The following is a 19,625-nucleotide window of genomic DNA, read 5'->3' as shown; positions in this document are numbered from 1 at the left end:
GCTCCGTTCTCGTTGTCGCCGGTCACAGCCGGCCCGCCCGGCGCTGCGTGGCCAGCAGCCAGACCAGGTACCCGCCGCCGAGCACCCCGGTCACCACACCGACCGGCAGTTGACTGGGGAAGGCCCGCTGGGCCACCTGGTCGGCGACCACGATGATCAACGCGCCGATGATCGCGGCGGGCAGCAGGTTGGTGCCGGGTGCCCGGGTCAGCCTACGGGCCAGGTGCGGGGCGGTGAGGGCGACGAAGGACACCGGCCCGGCGGCGGCCGCCGACAGGGAGACCAGCAGCACCGCAGTGGCCAGCAGCAGCATCCGCAGCCGGGGCACCGGCACCCCTAGCCCGGTGGCCGCCTCGTCGCCCAACTCGGTCATCCGCAGCGCCGGACCGCAGGCCAGCAGCACCGGCAGGGCCACCGCCAGGGCCGCCAGCAGCGGGGTGGCCTCGGACCAGCCCCTCCCGTCCAGGCTGCCGGTGAGCCAGAGCATGGCCCGGGCCGCCTCCATCAGCGGGGCGCGGGTCAGCAGGTAGCCGTTGACGCCGGTGAGGATTGCCGACACCCCGATGCCGACCAGCACCAGCCGGTAGCCGTGGACCCCACGCCGCCAGGCGACCAGGTAGATCAGCAGGCCGGTGAGCACCCCGCCGACCGCGGCGGCCCCGGCCAGGGCGGCGCTGCTGCCGCCGACGACCACCACGATCAGTGCCCCGGTCGCCGCCCCCTGGGTGAAGCCGAGCACATCCGGGCTGCCCAGCGGGTTGCGGACCAAAGCCTGGAACACCCCACCGGCCAGACCCAGGGCGGCGCCCACGGCCAGCGCGGTGACCAGCCGGGGCAGGCGCAGTTCGAGGACGATGAAGTCCTCGGCCGGGCTGCCGCCCCCGGTCAGGGTGCGCAGCACGTCGGCCGGGGACATCGGGTAGTCGCCGTGGCCGACCGCCAGGACCCCGACGGCCAGGGTCAGCAGCACCCCGGTCGCCCCGACGGCCAGGGCGCGCAGGTGCAGCCGCAGCGACAGCCCACCCGGAACCCGAATCACGATCATGGGCGGCCCGTCCTGGTCCGGGTAACCAGCCACAGGAACAGCGGACCGCCGAGCACGGCGGTGACCAGCCCCACCTGCAACTCGCCTGGACGGCCGAGGACCCGGCCGAGCACGTCGGCACCGAGCAGCAGCACCGGCGCCAGCAGCGCACAGTACGGCAACAGCCAGCGCAGATCCGGCCCGGTGAGGGTACGCACCAGGTGCGGCACCAGTAGCCCGACGAAGACGATCGGTCCGCAGGCCGCGGTGGCGGCCCCGCAGAGCAGGGTGATGGCGGCGATCACGGCAGCCCGGATCAGGGTGGGGCGGGCCCCCAGGGCGCGGGCGGTGTCGTCGCCGAGGGCCAGGGCATTCAGGGGTCGGGCGGCGGCCAGGGCGGCCACCAGGCCTACCGCGATGAAGGGCAGGACCCGCCGTACGGTGGCGTCGTCGGCGCTGGCCAGGGAGCCGACCGTCCAGAACCGCAGCCGTTGCAGCCCGGCGGAGTCCAGCAGCATCACCGCGCTGACGTAGGAGTACAGGGCCGCGTTGAGGGCCGCACCGGCCAACGCCAGTCGGGCCGGGGTGGCGGCCCGGCCACCACCGACGGCGTAGACCCCCACGGTGACCGCGGCGGCCCCGGCCAGGGCGAACCACACCTGACCGGTCCCACCCCCCACCCCGAACAGCAACGATGCCGTGGCGATCGCGGCGGCGGCCCCGGCGTTGATGCCGAGCAGGCCAGGGTCGGCCAGGGGGTTGCGGGTCAGCGCCTGCATCGCCGCCCCGGCCATCCCGAGGGCGGTCCCGGCGAGCAGCCCGAGCAGGGTGCGGGGCAGCCGCATCTCGTGCACCACGGCGTAGTCGGGGACCCCGGGGTCGGTGAGGGCGGCCCACACCTGCGGCAGGGGGATCGGCTTGGCCCCGACGGCGATGCTGAGCACCGCCACCGTCACCAGAGCCACCGCGGCGGCGGCCAGGCCGGCGGCCCGGTAGGCCACCCGAGGCGGCCGGGGCGGTGGTTGTGCCCGGGACGGCGTCTCGGCTGGTGAGGACTCGATGACGGACAGGGTGGGCTCCAGTGCGGTGCGAAACGCCGGGCGGGAACTTGACAGCAAGTTAGGTTAGGTTAACCTAACGCCGGTTGTCCATCGCTACCTGTGAACCCGATCGGAAGACGACACCATGCCTGATCCCGTTACCGCACACCGGCTCTCCCGTCGGGGCCTGCTGGCCGCCGGTGGTGCCGCCACCCTAGCCGCCCTGCTCGCCGGATGCGGCCGGGAGAAGGACCCGAAACCCCGCAGCGGCAGCAGCTCCGGACCCTGGTCCTTCACGGACGACCGGCCTGAGACGGTCACCGCGCAGGCCCGCCCGGCCCGGGTGGTGGCCTTCACCGGCTCGGCCGCCGCCCTGGTCGATTTCGGACTAGGGCCCGAGGTGGTCGGGGTCTTCGGCGAGACGAAGAAGGCCGACGGCAGCAAGGAGCCGCAGGCCGGTGACCTGGACGTGGAGAGCGTGGAGATCCTCGGCAACGTCTGGGGCGAATTCAGCGTCGAGAAGTACGCCGCCCTGCGCCCGGAACTGCTGGTCACCCACATGTACGACCCGGGGGCCTACTGGTACGTGCCGGACGAGAGCAAGGACAAGATCCTTCCGCTGGCCCCGGTGGTGACCATCACCACCGCCCGCGTCCCGATGACCAAGCCGATCGAACGGTACGCCACCCTCGCCGAGTCCCTCGGCGCCGACCTGTCGGCACCGAGGGTCACCGACGCCAAGGCCCGCTTCGAGGCCGCCGCCGAGGCGGTACGCCAGGCGGTCAAGACCAACCCCGGCATCAAGGTGCTGGCCGCCTCCGGCAGCCCGGACCTGTTCTACGTCTCCAACCCCAAGGTCAGCACCGACCTGATGTACTTCGCCGAACTCGGGGTCGACATCGTGGTGCCCACCAAGCTGGAGTCCGGCGACTACTTCGAGGCCCTCAGCTGGGAGAACGCGGGCAAGTTCCCGGCCGACCTGATCCTGCTCGACAACCGCAGCACCGCCCTGCAACCGGCCGACCTGGCCGCCAAGCCCACCTGGCAGCAGTTGCCCGCCGTGCAGGCCGGCCAGGTGACTCCATGGGACGCGGTGCCCCGCTTCTCGTACGCCGGCGCCGCCCCCCTGCTCGAAGACCTGGCCAAGGCGATCCAGGGCGCCAAGAAGCTGACCTGATCCGCCACGGACGACCGGCGTGACCCGTGACCGCCGGTCGTCCGCCCACCACCCGCATCGACACCAACCCGCCGCGCGCCGCGCGGGCGGCGGGTTCCGGCTGCCCGAAAACCGAACCGCCGAGCGTGGAGGACACGTCCATGACCCTGCCGGTGCACACCGCGACACCGCCGAGCGCCGCCCGAGCCCACCTGCTGCACGAGGGCACAGTCGACGACTACCGGGCCGCGGTGACAGCCGGTGCCGATCGGGTGGCCCGGCGGATCGCCACGGCGACCGGGCCGGTCACCGGGGTCCGGCCGGAGCAGTTGGCGCCGCTGGTGGCGGCGATCGACCTGGACCGGCCGCTGCGCGACACCACGGCCGCCCTGAACGAACTCGACGAGGTGTACCTGCGTGACGCGGTCTGGTTCCACCACCCCCGCTACCTGGCCCACCTCAACTGCCCGGTGGTCATCCCGGCCCTGCTCGGCGAGGCCGTGCTCAGCGCGGTGAACTCCTCGATGGACACCTGGGACCAGAGCGCCGGGGCCACCCTGATCGAACGGCGACTGATCGACTGGACCGCCGCCCGGATCGGTCTGGGCCCGACCGCCGACGGGGTGTTCACCAGCGGCGGCACCCAGTCCAACCTGCACGCCCTGCTGCTGGCCCGGGAGGAGGCCCTGGCCGGGGCGAGCCCGACCGACCGTCGGATCCTGCTGCCGCACCTGCGGATCGTCACCTCGGCGGCCGGTCACTTCAGCGTGCAGAAGGCCGCCAAGCTGCTGGGCCTGGCCCCGGAGGCTGTCGTGGTGGTGCAGACCGGCCCGGACCGGCGGATGCGTCCCGGTGCCGTGGCCCACGAGATCAGCCGCTGCCGGCGGGCCGGCCTGACCGTGCTGGCGGTGGTCGCCACCGCCGGCACCACCGACTTCGGCACCATCGACCCCCTCGACGAGATCGCCGAGGTGTGCGCCACCTCCGGGGTGTGGCTGCACGTCGATGCCGCGTACGGCTGCGGATTGCTGGTCTCGCCCACCCGCCGGCACCTGCTGGACGGCATCGAACGGGCCGACTCGGTGACGGTCGACTACCACAAGTCCTTCTTCCAGCCGGTCAGCTCCAGCGCGGTGCTGGTCCGTGATCGGCGTACCCTGCGGCACGCCACCTGGCACGCCGACTACCTGAACCCGGCCCGGATGGTCAGCGAAGGCATCCCCAATCAGGTCGACAAGTCCCTGCAGACCACCCGCCGTTTCGACGCCCTCAAGCTCTGGCTGACCCTGCGGGTGATGGGCCCGGACGCCATCGGGGAACTGTTCGACGAGGTCTGCGACCGGGCCGCCCAGGCCTGGCAGGTGGCCGACGCCGACCCCCGCTTCGAGGTGCTGACCCCCTCGGCGCTGAGCACGGTGGTGTTCCGCTGGCGGCCCGCCGGCACTCCGGCGCACCTGGCCGACGCGGCGAACCTGCACGCCCGGTCGGCGCTGGCCGCCTCCGGTCTGGCCGTGGTCGCCGGCACCCGGGTCGACGGTCGGCAGTACCTCAAGTTCACCGTGCTCAACCCGAGGACCAGCATCGACGACGTGGCGTACGTGCTCGACCTGATCGCCGAACACGCCGGCCGATACGCCCACACCGCGTCCACTTTGGACCTTTCTTGTCCGGTGGGCTGAACATGTCGACGCCGAACCCCAGCCTGGAGGGCCGGATGGACAGCTACGACCTCATCGGGATCGGTCTGGGCCCGTACAACCTGGGCCTGGCCTGCCTGACCGCGCCGCTCGCCGAGATTGACGCGCTGTTCCTGGAGGCCCGCGACGACGTCTCCTGGCACCCCGGCATGTTGCTGGAGTCCTCCCGGTTGCAGACCCCCTTCCTGGCCGACCTGGTCACCCTGGCCGACCCCACCTCGCCGTACTCCTTCCTGGCCTACCTGAAGGAGATCGGTCGGCTCTACCCCTTCTACATCCGGGAGAGCTTCTTCCCGCTGCGCGCCGAGTACGACGCCTACTGCCGGTGGGCCGCCGCCAAGTTGCCCAACCTGCGCTTCGGTCACCAGGTCACCACCGTCGAGTACGACCCGTCCAGCGAGCAGTATCTGGTCACCGCCACGGTCGGCGGCGACACCGTCACCCACCGGGCCCGGCACCTGGTGCTCGGCACCGGCACCCCGCCGTACCTGCCGCAGGCCTGCGCCGGGTTGGACTCCGACGCGGTGCACAACTCCCGCTACCTGGAACACCGCGAGGCCCTGCGGGCCAAGGACAGCATCACCATCGTCGGCAGCGGGCAGAGCGCCGCCGAGATCTACCACGACCTGCTCTCCGACATCGGCACGTACGGCTACCAGCTGAACTGGGTGACCCGCTCACCCCGGTTCTTCCCGCTGGAATACACCAAGCTGACCCTGGAGATGACCTCACCGGACTACGTGGACTACTTCCACGCCCTGCCCGAGCAGACCCGCTACGACCTGGAGGCCGAGCAGAAGGCGCTGTTCAAGGGCATCTCCGCCGACCTGGTCAACGACATCTTCGACCTGCTCTACGCCACCAGCGTGCCCGGCCCGGTGAACACCCGACTGTTGACCAACACCGAGCTGACCGGGGTCGACCACGACCGGTCCACCGGCCGGCACACCCTGCGGCTGCGCCATGTCGAGCAGGGACGGGAGCACACCCTGGACACCGAGGGGCTGGTGCTGGCCACCGGCTACCGCTACCAGGTGCCCGCCTTCTGCGACCCGATCCGCGACCGGCTGCGCTTCGACTCCCACGGCCGTCTCGACCTGGCCCGCAACTACAGCGTCGACCACACCGGGCGGGGGATCTTCCTCCAGAACGGCGGCACCCACACCCACAGCATCACCTCACCGGATCTGGGCATGGGCCCGTACCGCAACTCCTGGATCATCCGGGAGCTGCTGGGCCGGGAGGTGTATCCGATCGAGAAGTCGATCACCTTCCAGGAGTTCGGGGTGCCGGCGTGAGCGACCTCGTGCACACCCGGATCGACCCGGTGCTGGGGGAGTTCGCCCTGCGTACCCTCGAGGTGGCCGCCGACGCCCCGCTGCTGCACCGCTGGGTGACCCACCCCAAGGCGGGGTTCTGGCTGATGCAGGACGCCGACCTGGCCGCGGTCGTTGAGGAGTACGAGCGGATCGCCGCCCACCCGCACCACGAGGCCTTCCTGGGGCTGTGGCGGGGCGAGCCGGCCTTCCTCGCCGAACGGTACGACCCGGCCCAGGTCGAGTTGGTCGGGCTCTACCAGGCCCAGCCCGGTGACGTGGGCATGCACTTCCTCTGCGCCCCCGCCGAGACCCCGGTGCACGGCTTCACCCGGGCCGTGATCACCACGGTGATGTCCTGGCTGTTCGCCGACCCCACCACCATCCGGGTGGTGGTCGAGCCGGACCTCCGCAACACCCCCGTGCACGCACTCAACGCGGCCGTCGGCTTCGAGGTGATCGGGCCGATCGCCAAGCCGGAGAAGCAGGCCCTGCTGAGCATCTGCACCCGCGAGCGGTTCCTAGCCGCCACCCGTAGCCAAGGAGCAACCCTGTGACCACCACCGACCCGGTCGCCCACCTGCGTCCGCAGACCTGGGAGCGGGCCAACCGGCTGCTGGTGCGCAAGGCCCTGGCCGAGTTCGCCCACGAGCGGCTGATCACCCCCGAACCGCAGGACCCGGCCGCCGCAGGCCGCCGGTGGTACGCGGTGACCAGCGACTGCGGCACCGTCCGCTACCGGTTCGCCGCCCGGCTGCGCACCCTGGAGCACTGGGACATCGACCCGGACAGCATCACCCGGCACCGCGACGGGGAACTCCACCCCCTCGACGCGGTCGACCTCTGCCTGGAGCTGCGTACCTCCCTGGGGCTCAGCGACCGGATCCTGCCGGTCTACCTGGAGGAGATCAACTCCACCCTGGCCGGTAGCGCCTACAAGCTGGACCGGGCCCTGCCGGGGGCGGCGAAACTGATCGAGGCCGACTTCCAGACCATCGAGACCTCGATGACGGAGGGACATCCCTGCTTCGTGGCCAACAACGGCCGCCTCGGCTTCGGGGTCGACGAATACCACCGTTACGCCCCGGAGGCCGCCCGGCCGGTACGCCTGATCTGGCTGGCCGCCCACCGCGACCACGCCACCTTCACCAGCGCCGCCGACCTGGACTACGACACCCTGCTCCGCACCGAACTGGGCGAGGCGACCCTGGCCCGGTTCGCCGAGACCATGGCCGCCCTCGGCCTGGACCTGGCCGACTACCTGCTCATTCCGGTGCACCCCTGGCAGTGGTGGAACAAGCTGTCGGTCACCTTCGCCGGCGAGGTGGCCCGCCGCCGCCTGGTGCACCTCGGCGAGAGCGACGACGACTACCTGGCCCAGCAGTCCATCCGCACCTTCTTCAACCTCAGCGCCCCCCACCGGCACTACGTCAAGACCGCGCTGTCCGTGCTGAACATGGGCTTCATGCGGGGCCTGTCGGCGGCGTACATGGAGGCTACCCCGGCCATCAACGACTGGCTGGCCGACCTGATCGCCGCCGACGAGGTGTTCCAGACCACCGGCCTGACGATCCTGCGGGAGCGGGCCGCGGTCGGCTACCGCCACCGGCAGTACGAGGCCGCCACCGACCGCTACTCGCCGTACCGCAAGATGCTGGCCGCGCTGTGGCGGGAGAGCCCGGTGCCGGGGCTGGCCGACGGAGAGCGACTGGCCACCATGGCCTCCCTGCTGCACCTCGACGCCGAGGGCCGGTCCTTCGCCGCCGAACTGATCACCGCCTCCGGGCTGGCACCGGCGCAATGGCTACGCCGCTACCTGCACGCCTACCTGACCCCCCTGCTGCACGCCTTCTACGCCTACGACCTGGCCTTCATGCCGCACGGCGAGAACGTCATCCTGGTGCTGCGCGACCACGCCGTACAGCGGGTGATCTTCAAGGACATCGCCGAGGAGATCGTGGTGATGAGCACCGAGGCGACTTTGCCCCCGGCGGTCGAACGGATCCGGGCCGAGGTGCCGGAGGAGATGAAGCTGCTGTCGATCTTCACCGACGTCTTCGACTGCTTCCTCCGGTTCCTCGGCGCCACCCTGGCCGACCAGGGCATCGCCGACGAGGAGACCTTCTGGCGTACGGTCGCCGACTGCGCCACCGACTACGCCGCCCGGGTACCCCACCTGGCCGACCGGCTGGCCCGCTACGACCTGTTCGCCCCCGAGTTCGCCCTGTCCTGCCTCAACCGGCTGCAACTGCGCGACAACCAGCAGATGGTCGACCTGGCCGACCCCTCGGCCGCCCTGCAACTCGTCGGCGCTTTGGCCAACCCACTGGCCCAGCACACACCTTCCTGACTCACCACCGACGCTCACCTGTCCGTGTCCGCCGATGGAACATGTCCGCAGACATGGAACCCGTCGGCGGCCACGGACAGGTACAGGTGTGACAGCACAGTTGCGGCGTCGGATCCGAGCCGGTGACACCGACGCCTTTGGTGAACTCTTCGACGAGCATGCCGACGCGATCCATCGGCATGCGGTGTGGAGCGAGGGCGACCCGGTGCTCGCCGAGGACGTGGTGTCGCTGACCTTCCTCGAGGCGTGGCGGATCCGGGAGTCTCTTCATCCGGACGGGGAGAGCCTGCGGCCGTGGCTGCTCGGCATCGCCACCAACGTGCTGCGTAACCGGCGGCGGGCGGCGCGCCGGCACCGGGCGGCGCTACGGCGGGTGCCGGTACGCGACACGGTGCCGGACTTCGCCGACGACGTGGTCGGCCGGATGCACGACGCCGACCAGCTCGCCGCCGCCGTGGCGGCCCTGCGGGCCCTGCGCCGGGCGGACCGGGAGGTGTTCCTGATGTGCGTCTGGTCGCAGCTGGACTACGCGGCAGCAGCCGAAGCCCTGGGGGTTCCTGTCGGGACCGTGCGTTCGCGGCTGTCCCGGGCCCGAACCCGGCTGCGGGCGCTGGCCCAGCAGGAACTGGACCGTCCGCGAGGCACCCCCGTCGAGCAGGGAGAATACCGATGAGCGAGCCGACTGCTCCGCACGTGCCGGCGATGGCCACCGCGCGTCGGCAGGCCCTGCGCCGGCACCTGATGAACGAGATCACCCGGTCGGCCCGGCGGCCGAAGCGTACGCCGGTGCTCGTGGGCGCGACGGGCGCGCTTGCCGCGGTGATCGCGGTGATCGCGGCCGCGACGATCGTGCTGCCCGGGGTGCCGGAAAGCGCGCCACTGGTCGTGCCGGTGCAACAGGCGGAACCGGCGGCCGCGACGACATTGCTGAACGCGATGGCCGCCGCCGTCGTCGAGAATCCGGAGCCGGGCGACGGGAGGTACGTCTACATCAGGAGCCTGGGTGCCCACGCCGAACTGGGTGGCGGTCCGGCCCGGCTGCGACCGGTACGCGAGCGGGAGATCTGGATCCCCCGATACGAGCCGGGCGATGGTCTGCTCCGACAGCCGTTCGTCGAACTGCCGGTCATCGGCGTGATCCCCGAGCGAGTGACGTTGACGGACATGATGCCGAACGCGACGGTCGTCGATATGCCCGGCGACCCGGATGAACTGCTGGCCAAGCTCTACCGGGAACGTGCCTCGCGGGGCCACGGCAACAGCCGCGACGGCGCGGCGTTCACCGCGATCGGTGACATCCTGCGTGAATCGCTGGTACCGCCACAGACCAGCGCCGCTCTCTACCGGGCAGCAGCCCGGATTCCCGGGGTCGAGTTGATCCGTCAGGTGACCGACGCGGCGGGCCGGCGGGGGACCGCCGTCGCGTACACCGAACTGGACCGGCGTGACGAGTGGATCTTCGATGAGCGAACCTATGCGTACCTCGGCTCGCGTAGCTACCTCGTGGCGGACACTGCCGATGGGCCGGCCGGCACCGTGCTGGCCACCACTGCGGTGCTGCAACGTGCCGTGGTGCCGAGGCTCGGGCAGCGCCCGTGACGCCAGCACCGCCGCGGCGTACTCAGCTGGCGGCTGAGTCGTCGTCGCGCCCCGGGGGCAGGTGGTACAGGTTGGGCCCTGTCGAGCTGAGAGCGTGAACGGATCGCGCGGCGGGCGGCAGCGGGCTATGAACAACAGCTCCGATTGCACCATGGGTCCTATCGGTCTTGCGATAGCACCGACGAATCAGCTCGACAGTGCCCGAAGTGGGTACCCGGCGGCCGGCTGCGCCCGACCGGCGGCCCGCGCCTCACCGGGCGTCCATGACACGGATTCGAGTAGCGCGCGGTCCGGGCACACGGTGAACGGCGTCAGGGGCGGCTCAGGTCCGTCAGGTCTCGGTCGAGGAGTTCGGCGAGCAGGGTGTGGCGGCCGGGGTCGTTGTCCACGGTGATGCCCCGGCTGGGCATCTCCACGGTCATCAGCAGGTGCAGGTGCATCCGGTACAACGCCAACCGGCGGCGTGCGCCGTCGTCGAAGACCAGCGGGGTGCCGGTGGTGTCGGCGTAGCCGCGCAGGAACGGATGCTCCGGCTCGTCCTCGGCGCGCCGTAACTGCAGGGGGGAGACCAGGTCCAGCATCGGGTCGCCGTAGAGGAACCGTTCGCCGTCGACCAGCCCGCACATCCGGTACGCCCCGTGCTCGTCGGGGGCGGCCAGCACGTTGCCGTCCCAGCCGTCGTAGTGCAGCAGGGCGGGTCGGCGCACCTGGTCGAGCAGGTCGGCGTGCCGGGCCAGCAGCTCGCGGAACCGCTGCGGCGGGGCGGGAAGGGTCACCTCCCAGTCCGCGGCGTCGGCCAGCAGATCCTCGATGATCGCCGAGAAGGCCGTCGACCAGGTCTCGCCGCCGGTGCGGCCGTCGTCGTAGCCGAACCGGTCGCCGGTGATCCGGTGCAGGGTGGCCATCGCGGCCCCGAAGTCGTAGCGTGCGCCCTCGTCGGCACCCTCCAGGTCCGGCAGGGCCCGGCCGGGCAGTCGGCCGGTGACCAGCCATTCGCCGAGGCGGGGGTCCTGACCGTGGTGCAGCACCGGGGGCACCGGCACCTGCGGGGCCCGGGCGGCGACCAGCCGGAAGTAGCGAGCCTCCGCGGCGAGCATCCCGGCCTCGTAGCGCAGCAGCGGCACCTGCGGCGGCGGCCCGATCTTCAGGACGACCTGCGCGCCGTCGTCCAGGCGTACCCACCAGACCGTGGCGAAGCCACCGCCGGTCAGCGGCCCGCAGTCGGCCACCTGACGCGCGCCGGAGAAGGAGGCCGCGATGTAGTCGGCCACCTCGGTGGGGGTGAGGAGCTGCTGGGTGGGGCTCAGCGGCGACATCGGCACAGGATAGGTGCCGATGCCGCCGCCGCGCCGCCCCGCGCTCAGTCGTCGGTCACCACGCCGGTCAGCACCGGTGGCAGCACCGGCCCGTCCGGTTCCTGGTCGAAGTGCAGCTCGATCCACTCCTGCGGCTCGGTGAGCGAGTCGGTGATCGTCGGTACGCTGATCTCACCGACCAGGGCCTCCGGGGCCAGCCGCAGGTATGGCAATAGCCAGGTCTGGGACAGCGGCCGTTCGGGTTCCACCGGCTCGTACGACTGCTCGGCGAACCAGTCCGGGTCCACGTCCAGGGTGGACAGCTCCGGTCCGGCGGTCGGCGGCTGGAGCCAGGCGTTCGCGGACAGGCCCTGTTCGGTGGGCGCGGAGGCGGTGAAGCGCCAGGTCAGGGTCTCACCCTCGGTGACCCGCAGATCGGCGGACTCCACCGTGATGATGGGGACCGGATCGTCGTTGAGGATGTCCAGGCCACCGATGTAGCTGCCGACCACCATGCCCCGCTGCGCCTTGGCGGTCAGCAGGTACCGCTCGGTGTAGTTCCACAGCCGGTCCCCGACCACTTCGGCGGGCACCCGGATGCTGCGCTGACCGGGCCGCACGGTGGCCAGCCAGGACCGGTCCTCGGCGTCCGGGACGGACAGATTCAGCCGTACGGTGGCACTGCCGCTTCCCGTGATGGTCACCGGGATCTCGTACGTCTTCGTGCCGGAGTCGCCCTCGTCGACCTCAAGGGTGCCGATGTCCAGCCGGGGCAGGCGGAAGGCACGCGGGTCGGGTGTGCCCGGTTTCCAGCCCCACGCGTCGAGCAGCCATGCCTGCCCGAACGCGGTACGTGGAGTGATCTCGATGGCGGCCAGCCGTGCCGGTGCCCCCTGCAGTGGCACCCGTACCTCCTGCGCCCAGTAGGAGGTGGTGTTCTGGGTGCCGGGCAGGCCGTCGACCCGTACCTCGCCCAGCCGGCTGCGTCGGCCGTCGGTCCCGACGACGGTCACGTCCAGCCGGGTGCCGGTCGTGTTCGGTGGGATGATGATCCGCATCGCCAGGTCACGGGCACCGGTGACCGAAACCGGGCGGGACGGGGCCAGCCGGATCGCTATGCCGGGCCGGGACCAGGCCAGCTCGGCTGCGTACCGGTCAGGCTCGGGAATGGTCCAGAGGAACGGCGTGAAGTGCGCCAGGAGGGCGTTGCGGTCGTTCAGGCCGAGGCAGGACCGATCCGCGTCGTCGGTGACCTGGTCGCAGATCCGGGCCCCACCCGACAGCTGTGTCGACGCGTCCGGGGTGAGCACCGGCGTGCGGTTGCCGCCGAGGGCGTGACCGAGCACCCGGGCCGGGTCGGCCGAGGGCGCCCGCTGGCCGCTGCCGTCGAGCAGCGGCCGGACCCGGTCGTCGCCGCCGACGAAGAGCCGTGCGGCGGCGGCGATGTAGGTGGCGCCGACGGTCTGCTGCTGGGCGGCGGTGAGCCGGGTGGGAGCGCCCGGTGAACAGACCGGGTCCGGACCGTCGTCAGAGGTGTAGAAGTCGTCCCAGGACGGTGCCGCCGACTGCCCGGGCGTCCATTCGGTGTTGAAGTAGTTGTGGTTGACGCCGATCACGTACAGCGCGCTGCGCAGTGCGCGGCTGGGACTGAGCCCGCGCGTGGCGTCGACGAACATCTGGCCCTGCTGGTCGTAGACGTCACCGTCGCAGCCGGGCAGGAGGGTCACCGAGGGGACCTGCGGCACCGGGTTGTGTCCGAAGAGGGTGGGACCGATCAGCAACATGCCGCGTACGGTCCAGCGCACCCGGCCGGGATAGCCGTCCTGCGCACTCGGGGGTGGGGTCAGCGAGTCCATCGCCGCCCGGCTGACCCCCTCACCGCCTCGGGAGTGACCCATCAGGAATACCCGGGATAGGTCTGCCCGGGGTGCGGCCCGCACGATCTCCGGCGCCCCGGCGCGGCCGGTCCCGGCCCAGTCGGCCCACTTCGCCAGGTGCAGTCGCACGAGCGAGGAGCGGGCCTGCGCGCCCCCGTCGCCGGCGGCCCAGTCCTGACCGTTGATCCCGTTGGCCGAGATGGACACGGTCACGTAGCCCTGCGAGGCGAGCAGCCGCTGCGCCTGGAGGTAGCCCCGGTGGCTGGGGATCGGATCGGAGCCGGACGGACAGGGCCACTGCTGGGGCACCTCCTCCTCACCCCGGTAGCAGACGGTGTGCCGGCCGTGCAGGAACAGGGCCAGCGGCCGGGCTCCGGTGGTGCCCTGTGGGGCGACCACCACCGCCCGCATCTCGACCTTCTCCGGGAACCCCGGCAGGGTGACCCCGGGCAGGTCGTACTCCCCGGTGATCTGCCGGTACGGTCCGGGCCGGCCGGGATCGACCGGGCCGGCGGGCTGCGGGGCCGGAATGGTGGGGACCGGCGCCGACCGGCGGGCGCTATCCCGCGCGGAATCCACATCGATCCGCCGGCCGCCGGCCCGCACCGCCAGCTCCTCCGGCTTCACCGGCGCGTCCAGCGGCAGGCTGAAGGTCCGACCGTCCGGGTGCGGACGCGCCGGGCCCAGCCGCTGATCCCCGGAGAAGAACTCGACCCTGGCGTCGCCCATCGGTACCGGCTTCGTCGAGCGCCAGGTCAGCTCGCCGTCGACCAGGGACCAGCCCGCCGAGGCGGGCCGGGGATCGGAGCGCTCCGGTGGATCAGCCGCCGCCGGACCGGTGGCCCCGGCTACCAGCACCACCGCACAGGTGGCGGAAATCAGGAGTCTACGCATACGGATATGTCTATCCCATTGGTGCAAATCTCCTGTTCCGCACACCTCAGCCCGGTGGCGGCCCGGAGCTGTCCCGGCGGATCAGTTCGGCGGCCAGGGACTCCACCCGGGGTGCGGCGGAGCCGCCGTCCAGGGCCAGGGCCATCGCCCGGGCCCCCATCTCCACCAGCGGCAGCCGGATGGTGGTCAGGGCCGGGGTGACATCGCGGGCCATCGGCATGTCGTCGAAGCCGAACACGCTGACCTGGCCGGGCACCGCGATGGACCGGGACCGCAGCACCGACAGGGCGCCGATGGCCATCGAGTCGTTCAGCGCCGCGATCGCGGTCAGCGCGGGCTCGGCGTCCAGCAGGGCGGCCGTGGCCTCCGCACCGCTGTCCCGGTCGAAGTCGGCGTACCGGACGAGCTGCTCCGGTAGTTGTCGGCCGTGTTCGGCCAGCGCCTGGCGCAGCCCGGTCAGCCGGTCCGTGGTGGTGGTCAGCACCCGGGGGCCGGCCACCACCCCGATCCGCCGGTGGCCGAGGCGGCAGATCTCCTGCCCGAGCAGCCGGGCGCCGTCGCGGTTGTCCGGCATCACCGCGTCACCGGAGTGTTCGTGGCGGCCGATCACCGCTACCCGGCCCCCGGTGGCCTCGTACGCGGCCAGCTTGCCGTTCAGCAGGGTCGTGAACTCGGGATCGTGGTAGCCGGAGCCGGCCAGGATGATGGCGGCCACCTGCTGTCCGCGCAGCAGCTCGACGTACTCCAGCTCCCGCTCCGGGTCCCGGTAGCTGTTGCAGATCATCAGCAGCCGCCCCTGGTCGGTGGCGACCCGTTGCAGCCCTCGGGTGATCTCGGAGAAGTACGGATCGGAGACGTCGTGCACGATGACCCCGACGGCGCCCCGGTGGGAGCGGGCCAGCAATTGGGCGTGGGCGTTGGGCACGTACTGCAACTCGGCGACGGCCTGCAGGACCCGTTCGCGCAGCTCGTCGGTGACCGGCTTGCTGCTGCCGTTGATCACTCGGGAAGCCGTGGCGGGGGACACTCCCGCCCGCCGCGCCACATCGGACAGCGTCGCCACCGGCGTCCCCTCCCGTGTCGCGTCGGCCGTGCCTGCGACGGCCAGCGTCACCGTACCGCAGGGGGTGTCGCGGGCCGTCGGACGGTTGCGCAGGTCGCGGGAGGGGAAAGCCCTTGCCTGTCGGCTGGGACTCGCTCTAGGCTCGCAGGAAAGCGCTTACCTGACTCGTTGCGGAAGGACCCCCATGACCCGCAGGTCGATCGGCATCATCGTCAACGGCGTCACCGGCCGGATGGGTTACCGGCAGCATCTGGTGCGTTCCCTGCTGGCCATCCGGGACGCCGGTGGCCTGCCCCTGGCCGACGGCACCACCATCTGGCCCCACCTGGTCCTGGTCGGACGCAGCGAGACCAAGCTACGCGAGATCGCCCAACGGCACGGCCTGGAGGACTGGACCACCGACCTGGCGGCGGCCCTGGCCCGCGACGACGTCGAGATCTACTTCGACGCCCAGGTCACCCAGCAGCGGGAGAAGGCCATCCGGGCGGCCATCGAGGCCGGCAAGCACATCTACACCGAGAAGCCCCTGGCCGCCGACACCGCCGCCGCCCTGGACCTGGCCCGGGCGGCCCGCTCCGCCGGGGTACGCACCGGGGTGGTGCAGGACAAGCTGTTCCTGCCCGGCCTGCGCAAACTCAAGCGGCTGCTCGACGGCGGCTTCTTCGGCCAGGTGCTGTCGGTGCGCGGGGAGTTCGGCTACTGGGTCTTCGAGGGCGACTGGCAGCCCGCCCAGCGCCCCTCGTGGAACTACCGGGCCTCCGACGGCGGCGGCATCGTGGTGGACATGTTCCCGCACTGGCACTACGTGCTGGCGGAGCTGTTCGGCGAGGTGCGCTCGGTCTCCGCCACCATCGCCACCCACATCCCGTGTCGGGTCGACGAGGCCGGCCGGCCCTACCCGGCCACCGCGGACGACGCCGCGTACGCCGTCTTCGAACTGGCCGGCGGGGTGATCGCCCAACTCAACTCCTCCTGGGCGGTGCGGGTGTTCCGCGACGAACTCGTCGAGTTCCAGGTCGACGGCACCGAGGGCAGCGCGGTCGCGGGGCTGCGCCGCTGCCGGGTGCAGCACCGGGCCCTCACCCCGAAACCGGTGTGGAACCCCGACCTGCCGGTCACCGAGGACTTCCGGGCCCAGTGGGCCGAGGTGCCGGACAACGAGGACTTCGACAACGGCTTCAAGGTGCAGTGGGAGGCCTTCCTGCGGCACGTCGTGGCCGGTGAGCCCTTCCGGTGGGATTTCCTGGCCGGTGCCCAGGGGGTGCAGTTGGCCGAGTTGGGGCTGCGCTCGGCCCGCGAGGGCCGCCGCATCGAGGTGCCGGAGCTGTCGCTGTGAGCGGCACGAGCGTCACCCTGCCCGGCGGACGGCGACTGCGGCTGGCCGGGGGGACCGGGCATCCGCGCCCCGACGGCCCGCCGCGCAGCCGCATCGCGTACGCCGCCGCGCATGTGGTGGCCGACCCGGGGGCGGACAACACCCCGGGCACCTCGGCCACCCTCGACTGGGACCGCACCCTGGCCTTCCGCGAGCACCTCTGGTCGTACGGGCTGGGGGTGGCCGAGGCGATGGACACCGCCCAGCGGGGCATGGGCCTGGACTATCCGACCACCCGGGAGCTGATCCGGCGCAGCGCCGCGCGGGCCCGCGCGGTCGGCGGCCGGATCGTCGCCGGGGTCGCCACCGACCAGTTGCCGCCCGGCCCGGCCACCCTGGCCGAGGTCACCGCCGCCTACCACGAGCAGCTGGCCGACGTGCAGTCCGCCGGTGCCGTGCCGGTGCTGATGTGCAGCCGCCACCTGGCCGCCGCCGCCCGGCACACCGAGGACTACCTGCGGGTGTACGACGAGCTGCTGACCGCCGCCGAGGGCCCGGTGGTGCTGCACTGGCTGGGCCCGATGTTCGACCCGGCGTTGACCGGCTACTGGGGCTCGACCGACCTGGACCTGGCCGCCGACACCGTCATAGAGCTGATCAAGGCCCACGCCGCCCGGGTGGACGGCATCAAGATGTCCCTGCTGGACGCCGGTCGGGAGGTGGCGCTGCGGCGGCGGCTGCCCGCCGGGGTGCGTCTCTACACCGGCGACGACTTCCACTATCCGGAGCTGATCCGGGGGGACGAGGCCGGGCACTCCGACGCCCTGCTGGGGGTCTTCGCCGCGATCGCCCCGGCCGCCGCCGCAGCCCTGGCCGCCCTGGACCGAGAGGACCTGACCGGGTACGACGAGATCTTCGCCCCTACCGTGCCGCTGGCCCGGCACCTGTTCGCCGCCCCCACCTGGTACTACAAGACCGGCATCGTCTTCCTGGCCTGGCTGACCGGCCACCAGGACCACTTCACCATGGTCGGGGGCCTGCAGTCCGGCCGGTCCCCGGAGCACCTGGCCACCCTGCTGACCCTGGCCGAGGAGGCCGGTCTGCTCCCGGACGCCGACCTGGCCGCCGCCCGCGCCCGGGCCTTCTTCACGGTCGCCGGGGTGGCCCAGTGACCGCCGACCGTACGGCGCTGTGCCGCTTCTCCCTGAACCAGGCCACCACCCAACACTGGCCGCTGCCCGAGGCGGTGGCCGGTTGCGTGGCCGCCGGGGTGCCCGGCATCGGGCTGTGGCGGGAACCGGTGGCCGAGTACGGCCTGACCCGCACCGCCGACCTGGTCCACGACGCCGGGCTGGCGGTGACCACCCTGTGCCGGGGCGGCTTCTTCAACACAAAGGACTGGCGCGACGACAACCTGCGGGCCATCGAGGAGGCCGCCACCCTGGGCGCACCCGTGCTGGTGCTGGTCTCCGGCGGGCTACCGGAGGGCAGCAAGGACCTCGACGGGGCCCGGGCCCGGGTGGCCGACGCGATCGCCGAACTGGCCCCGCACGCCGATGCCGCCGGGGTCACCCTAGCCATCGAACCCCTGCACCCGATGTTCAGTGCCGACCGCTGCGTCATCTCCACCCTGGGCCAGGCCCTGGACATCGCCGAACGGTTCGACCCCGGGGTGGTCGGGGTGGTGGTGGACGCCTACCACGTCTGGTGGGACGACACCGTGTACGCGCAGATCGCCCGGGCGGGGGAGTGGATCGCCTCCTTCCAGATCTGCGACTGGATCACCCCCCTGCCGGAGGGGGTGCTGCTCGGCCGGGCCCTGCCCGGCGAGGGCTGCATCGAACTGCGGCGGCTGCGGGAGGCGGTCGACGCGGCCGGCTACACCGGCCCGATCGAGGTGGAGGTCTTCAACGCCGAGGTCTGGGCCCGCCCCGGCGACCAGGTCCTGGCCGCCTCGATCGACGGCTACCTGCGCGAGGTGGCCTGACCGGCCCGTGCACTGCCGACGAGGGAAGGGTGACTACTCGGTGTCTCGGGCGGCCAAAGCGTCGACCAGGCGGCGGGTGGAGCCGGCCAGGTTCCACCGCTGGGCCAGGTCGAGGAGCCGCTCCGGGTCGGCGGGGGCGGTCGGCAACTCGGTGGGCAGCGGCGGCAGCGGCACGTCCAGGGCCACCCGGACCACCTTCGGGGCCACCGCCAGGTAGTCCCGGGCGGCGGCCAGCTTGGTCCGCAGCCCGGGTGCGAAGCCGGAGGCCGGGTCGTCCAGGGCGGCCAGGATGCCGGCGATGTCGCCGTAGCGGTCGATCAGCCGGGCGGCGGTCTTCTCCCCGACCCCGGCCACCCCGGGCAGCCCGTCGCTGGGGTCCCCGCGCAGGGCGGCGAACTCGGCGTACCGGTCGGCCGGCACCCCGTACCGGGTCCGCACGGCGTCGTCGTCGCAGTCCTCCAGTTTGGCTACCCCTCGGCCGATGTAGAGCAGCCGCACCCCGCGGGCGTCGTCGATCAACTGGAACAGGTCACGGTCGCCGGAGACCACCTCCACCGGCCCGGGTTGGGTGACCGAGAGGGTGCCGAGCACGTCGTCGGCCTCGTAACCGGCCGCCCCGACCACGGTGATCCCCACCGCCTCCAGCACGTCGAGGATCATCGGCACCTGGGGGGTCAGGGTGTCCGGCACGACCTCACCGCCCTCGGGGGCCACCCGGTGCGCCTTGTACGACGGCAGCAGGGCGACCCGCCAGTCCGGTCGCCAGTCGTGGTCCATCGCGCACACCATCCGCCCCGGCCGGCGGGTCCGCACCAGCTGGGCGAGCATGTCCAGGAAACCGCGTACCGCGTTGACCGGCTGGCCCTCCGCGGTCTTCGCGGCGGACTCCGGAATGCCGAAGTAGGCGCGGAAGTAGAGACTGGGGGCGTCGATGAGCATGATCGGGGTCTGCGGTGCCACGTCCGATAGCCTGGCACACCCCACCGACATTCCGCGCTTGCGGCACGACCAG

The 19,625-nt window shown here is 72.1% G+C and carries 16 protein-coding genes; 10 read left to right on the top strand and 6 right to left on the bottom strand.

Annotated features, from left to right (window positions below; translation table 11 throughout):
• Positions 1 to 22: 22 nt before the first annotated feature.
• Both OIE53_RS08410 and OIE53_RS08405 read right to left on the bottom strand, forming a co-directional pair.
• Positions 23 to 1,045, bottom strand: coding sequence for a FecCD family ABC transporter permease (locus tag OIE53_RS08410; protein ID WP_327026016.1), 1,023 nt, complete (start codon positions 1,043 to 1,045; stop codon positions 23 to 25).
• Complete coding sequence (locus OIE53_RS08405; protein ID WP_327026015.1) at positions 1,042 to 2,142, bottom strand: FecCD family ABC transporter permease; 1,101 nt, start codon at positions 2,140 to 2,142, stop codon at positions 1,042 to 1,044. The genes OIE53_RS08410 and OIE53_RS08405 overlap by 4 nt, the downstream gene beginning before the upstream one ends.
• Before the next feature lie 67 nt (positions 2,143 to 2,209).
• Between OIE53_RS08405 and OIE53_RS08400 the strand changes: the two genes are divergently transcribed.
• The 7 genes from OIE53_RS08400 to OIE53_RS08370 all read left to right on the top strand — a co-directional run bounded on the left by OIE53_RS08400 (position 2,210) and on the right by OIE53_RS08370 (position 10,182).
• Positions 2,210 to 3,241 (top strand): ABC transporter substrate-binding protein, encoded by a 1,032-nt coding sequence (locus OIE53_RS08400; RefSeq protein WP_327026014.1) that lies wholly within the window; start codon positions 2,210 to 2,212, stop codon positions 3,239 to 3,241.
• 140 nt (positions 3,242 to 3,381) lie between these two features.
• Positions 3,382 to 4,899, top strand: a complete 1,518-nt coding sequence (locus tag OIE53_RS08395) for a pyridoxal phosphate-dependent decarboxylase family protein (RefSeq protein WP_327027123.1) — start codon at positions 3,382 to 3,384, stop codon at positions 4,897 to 4,899.
• Between the two features lie 35 nt (positions 4,900 to 4,934).
• On the top strand, positions 4,935 to 6,215 hold the full coding sequence (locus OIE53_RS08390) for a lysine N(6)-hydroxylase/L-ornithine N(5)-oxygenase family protein (RefSeq protein WP_327027122.1): 1,281 nt from the start codon (positions 4,935 to 4,937) through the stop codon (positions 6,213 to 6,215).
• Positions 6,212 to 6,790 (top strand): GNAT family N-acetyltransferase, encoded by a 579-nt coding sequence (locus tag OIE53_RS08385; protein WP_327026013.1) that lies wholly within the window; start codon positions 6,212 to 6,214, stop codon positions 6,788 to 6,790. Before OIE53_RS08390 ends, OIE53_RS08385 begins: the two co-directional genes overlap by 4 nt.
• Entirely contained in the window at positions 6,787 to 8,583 is a 1,797-nt protein-coding gene (locus OIE53_RS08380) for an IucA/IucC family protein (protein ID WP_327026012.1), read from the top strand. The genes OIE53_RS08385 and OIE53_RS08380 overlap by 4 nt, the downstream gene beginning before the upstream one ends.
• Positions 8,584 to 8,671: 88 nt before the next feature.
• A complete protein-coding gene (locus OIE53_RS08375) occupies positions 8,672 to 9,256 on the top strand; it encodes an RNA polymerase sigma factor (protein ID WP_327026011.1) in 585 nt (194 codons plus the stop codon).
• Positions 9,253 to 10,182 carry a CU044_5270 family protein gene (locus OIE53_RS08370; protein ID WP_327026010.1) on the top strand — a complete coding sequence of 310 codons (930 nt, stop codon included), beginning with the start codon at positions 9,253 to 9,255 and terminating at the stop codon, positions 10,180 to 10,182. The genes OIE53_RS08375 and OIE53_RS08370 overlap by 4 nt, the downstream gene beginning before the upstream one ends.
• A gap of 311 nt (positions 10,183 to 10,493) precedes the next feature.
• On the opposite strand, the gene OIE53_RS08365 is transcribed toward OIE53_RS08370, so the two are convergent.
• Genes OIE53_RS08365 through OIE53_RS08355 form a run of 3 tightly spaced genes read right to left on the bottom strand, consistent with a single transcriptional unit; the run spans position 10,494 to position 15,311 of the window.
• On the bottom strand, positions 10,494 to 11,498 hold the full coding sequence (locus OIE53_RS08365) for a phosphotransferase family protein (RefSeq protein WP_327026009.1): 1,005 nt from the start codon (positions 11,496 to 11,498) through the stop codon (positions 10,494 to 10,496).
• Positions 11,499 to 11,542: 44 nt separating this feature from the next.
• Positions 11,543 to 14,248 (bottom strand): S9 family peptidase, encoded by a 2,706-nt coding sequence (locus OIE53_RS08360; RefSeq protein WP_327026008.1) that lies wholly within the window; start codon positions 14,246 to 14,248, stop codon positions 11,543 to 11,545.
• A 46-nt stretch (positions 14,249 to 14,294) separates the two neighbouring features.
• Positions 14,295 to 15,311 (bottom strand): LacI family DNA-binding transcriptional regulator, encoded by a 1,017-nt coding sequence (locus tag OIE53_RS08355; RefSeq protein WP_327026007.1) that lies wholly within the window; start codon positions 15,309 to 15,311, stop codon positions 14,295 to 14,297.
• A gap of 184 nt (positions 15,312 to 15,495) precedes the next feature.
• Here OIE53_RS08355 and OIE53_RS08350 point away from each other — a divergent pair, with 184 nt between their 5' ends.
• The 3 genes from OIE53_RS08350 to OIE53_RS08340 are packed head-to-tail and all read left to right on the top strand — an operon-like array spanning position 15,496 to position 18,613.
• Positions 15,496 to 16,647: a Gfo/Idh/MocA family protein gene (locus OIE53_RS08350; protein ID WP_327026006.1), complete on the top strand. Its 1,152-nt coding sequence runs from the start codon at positions 15,496 to 15,498 to the stop codon at positions 16,645 to 16,647.
• On the top strand, positions 16,644 to 17,798 hold the full coding sequence (locus OIE53_RS08345; protein ID WP_327026005.1) for a dihydrodipicolinate synthase family protein: 1,155 nt from the start codon (positions 16,644 to 16,646) through the stop codon (positions 17,796 to 17,798). Before OIE53_RS08350 ends, OIE53_RS08345 begins: the two co-directional genes overlap by 4 nt.
• Positions 17,795 to 18,613 carry a sugar phosphate isomerase/epimerase family protein gene (locus tag OIE53_RS08340; protein ID WP_327026004.1) on the top strand — a complete coding sequence of 273 codons (819 nt, stop codon included), beginning with the start codon at positions 17,795 to 17,797 and terminating at the stop codon, positions 18,611 to 18,613. The genes OIE53_RS08345 and OIE53_RS08340 overlap by 4 nt, the downstream gene beginning before the upstream one ends.
• A 33-nt stretch (positions 18,614 to 18,646) precedes the next feature.
• Here the strand turns inward: OIE53_RS08340 and OIE53_RS08335 are convergent, their stop codons facing one another.
• Positions 18,647 to 19,603, bottom strand: a complete 957-nt coding sequence (locus OIE53_RS08335) for a 5'-3' exonuclease (RefSeq protein WP_327026003.1) — start codon at positions 19,601 to 19,603, stop codon at positions 18,647 to 18,649.
• Positions 19,604 to 19,625: the final 22 nt, after the last annotated feature.

The sequence above is a fragment of the Micromonospora sp. NBC_01739 genome, from assembly GCF_035920385.1.
GTDB lineage: Bacteria > Actinomycetota > Actinomycetes > Mycobacteriales > Micromonosporaceae > Micromonospora.
The sequence above is the reverse complement of the archived record's forward strand: the minus strand, read 5'-3'. Positions and strand labels throughout refer to the sequence as shown.